This is a genomic window from Oligoflexus sp. (assembly GCF_035638955.1).
Taxonomy (GTDB): Bacteria; Bdellovibrionota_B; Oligoflexia; order Oligoflexales; family Oligoflexaceae; genus Oligoflexus.
This window is the reverse complement of record NZ_DASQYZ010000496.1, coordinates 1-2,549: the sequence shown is the minus strand read 5'-3', so window position 1 is coordinate 2,549 and position 2,549 is coordinate 1. Positions and strand designations below refer to the sequence as shown.

Sequence of the window (2,549 nt, the reverse complement as noted above, 5' to 3'; positions counted from 1 at the left end):
GGCCATGATCAAAAAAGGTCAGATTGATATCCCGGGCTCCACTCCATTCAAGCAATTTTACGCCCTCGCAGGATAACTGCGTCCGGGGGTGATGCCCTCGAAACCATACTTCACCCTTTGAAAGTTTTGCGACAGAGCCCTCCAAGTTACCCACTAAGAATTACCCAAACGACAAAGCCATGTTCCATAGAATTGGATCTCTTGATTACAGCGATAAATCACTTGCGTGAAGAAAAGGAATTGTCGTAAAAGAGCGACTGATTTATCTGAGAACCAAAAAATGTACTGCTTGATGTCGAAATTCATGCCTTTCAACGGCATGAGATTCTGCATATGCAGAATAGGAGTCATCAAGGATGGGAAAATTCATGGGCAATAGGAACCTTTCCAGTTTATTGATTATCGCAGTTTGGCTGTCGGTTCCTCTATCCGGCTGTGATGGAGAAATGCAAGGTGCTTTGGACGCCGTAACTGTTTCAAATGGGCCTATCCATTTAAAAGACAGTGCACGCTTCGGTTTCATTGGCTTGGTGCGTACACGGAGTGCCAGAGAAATTCGAAATGCGGGGTTCAATCACCCGTTCGGGATTGGCGCTGAAACCACAGATCGAGACTATAGCTCCTTCGATAACTGGAAAGATCATCTTGGCCCGACAGGCGCGATGAAAGTGCGTCTGCAGTCGGGATGGAATGATATCGAAAAAGTCATTACAGATCCTCCGACTTACGACTTCTCCAAACTCGATGTCCTCATCGATGGGGCGCTAGCCCGCGGCGTCCAGCCCTTCGTATTCCTGGGTTATGGCAATGAGCGGAACGGATGCGTTGACTGTGGTACAAAAAATTTGGGCGGGGCTCTGCCTATTGGCGCTGGTCAAGGGAGGTTTCTAAAATTTGTAAAAGCCACGGTCAACCGGTACAAGACCCGCGTGAGCGATTGGGAAATTTGGAATGAACCGGATGGCCACGTTCAGGCGGAAGAATACTCAAAATTGCTCGTAAAAGCGGCCAGAGAGATTAAAGCCGTCCAATCGAGCGCGAAGATCACCATTGGATCGTTCACAGCAGGGGTCATGGGCGGAGCAAATACAGCGAGTTCGATTTTTGCCAAGACATCTGTTGACTATTTCGCAGCCAATAAAGGAAGCACTGTCCCGGATAACGATGTTGCGGTAGGTTACCATCCCTATTATGGGGCCGTCGATCATGACAACTTCCCTGGCGAATTTGCCAAGTACAAATGGTTCAAAAGCATGGTTGAAGCCCACGGTTTTCGCATTCGCCAGACCGAGAACGGCGCGCCGTCCAAGGTATGTAAATCTTTCGCGCTATGTGGTCCGAAGATGGCATGGACTGAAGAAGATCAAGCCAAGTACTTGCTGCGTCGTCTGCTAGGTGACTTTTATCGGGGCGTGGAAAGCAGCATCTTTACCCTGGTGGATCTGCACTATGATTTCACCAAGAATGATAAGGGCCTTCTTCAAACCGGCACCTGGGACAGTAGTGCTGACTCGCAATTTCTGAACGGAGACCAGACAGTGAAGCGAAAAAAGGTGGGCTACCGCGCTTTTCAGCATGTGACTGCCATTTTCGATAACCGCCTTACTCCCATCCATAATGCTGGTTGTACCGTCAAGATAAGTGGAGTTACATCCTCCGATTATACGGTTCAGGCATATACTCGCAAGGACGGAAATGGTGCTGTGCGGAATTTGATTGCAGCGTGGCGCAAAGTCGATCCACTTCCAAAAGTAACTGTTGAGGCATCAGTCGACATCAGTTGTGACAATTTCCACTTTCCGCTTTTTGCCTCTAACAACGCATTGCGTCCCCGGCTCGTCGACATGGTTGATGGCCGTATTTATAGCCTGGAAAGGTCAGACACTATAACGGTCAATAACTCTGCCAAACACAAGGTCGAGATCAAAAACTTATCTCTACCCGATTATCCTGTTCTGCTGGCTGACCAAGGCCTGGTGCATATTGCACCATGACCCTACGCTCCGCGGACCTGTACACTGTGAATGTGTCCCAGCCTAACTCGCCTGTGGTCCTGCTCGACGATATTATTGAGATACTTAACCAGCCCGAGCGCCTCGTCAGCGGAATGCTCATGATTGAAGGCGTTGAGACCAGAGGCGTTGACTCCTGATTTGTCTGCGTTAATCTTTTCGGGGACACCGTGCTGACGAAGGCTCTGTTGCGTTTGTTTTCCAATAACTTGTAACCTATGAGAATCGTTTAGTATGCTCATATGGCATGTATTAATGGTTTTAAATAGTTGCGAGATTTTCAAAAACAAACGCAACAGAGCCGAAAAAAGGCCAGACCTGCTACGAATGTTTTCATTATTTTGTCCCTTGTGATGTTTTAAACGGATCGAAAACGTTCGTATACTACAAATCAATGAGGCTTATGCAAAGGCTTTTGCTTGCTAAAAATTTGCTGAATTCACGAGAGTGGCGCTGTTCTTGGAGGGTAGTCCCCGGCAACGGCCCGGCGCTTCAGATCACATGGTCCAGTCGAAAAAATACTCATGTCCCTCGACG

General features: G+C 48.1%; 2 protein-coding genes. Both read left to right on the top strand.

The features are described 5' to 3' along the window. Nucleotides 1–356 precede the first annotated feature (356 nt). Complete coding sequence (locus VE954_RS40265; protein WP_324963863.1) at nt 357–1,994, top strand: hypothetical protein; 1,638 nt, start codon at nt 357–359, stop codon at nt 1,992–1,994. Continuing rightward, nucleotides 1,991–2,152 carry a hypothetical protein gene (locus tag VE954_RS40260; protein ID WP_324963861.1) on the top strand — a complete coding sequence of 54 codons (162 nt, stop codon included), beginning with the start codon at nt 1,991–1,993 and terminating at the stop codon, nt 2,150–2,152. The genes VE954_RS40265 and VE954_RS40260 overlap by 4 nt, the downstream gene beginning before the upstream one ends. Nucleotides 2,153–2,549 lie beyond the last annotated feature (397 nt).

Excerpts from the sequence above, each read along its gene's own strand:
- VE954_RS40260 (WP_324963861.1), top strand. The coding sequence starts at position 1,991 with ATGACCCTACGCTCCGCGGACCTGTACACTGTGAATGTGTCCCAGCCT.
- VE954_RS40265 (WP_324963863.1), top strand. The coding sequence starts at position 357 with ATGGGAAAATTCATGGGCAATAGGAACCTTTCCAGTTTATTGATTATC.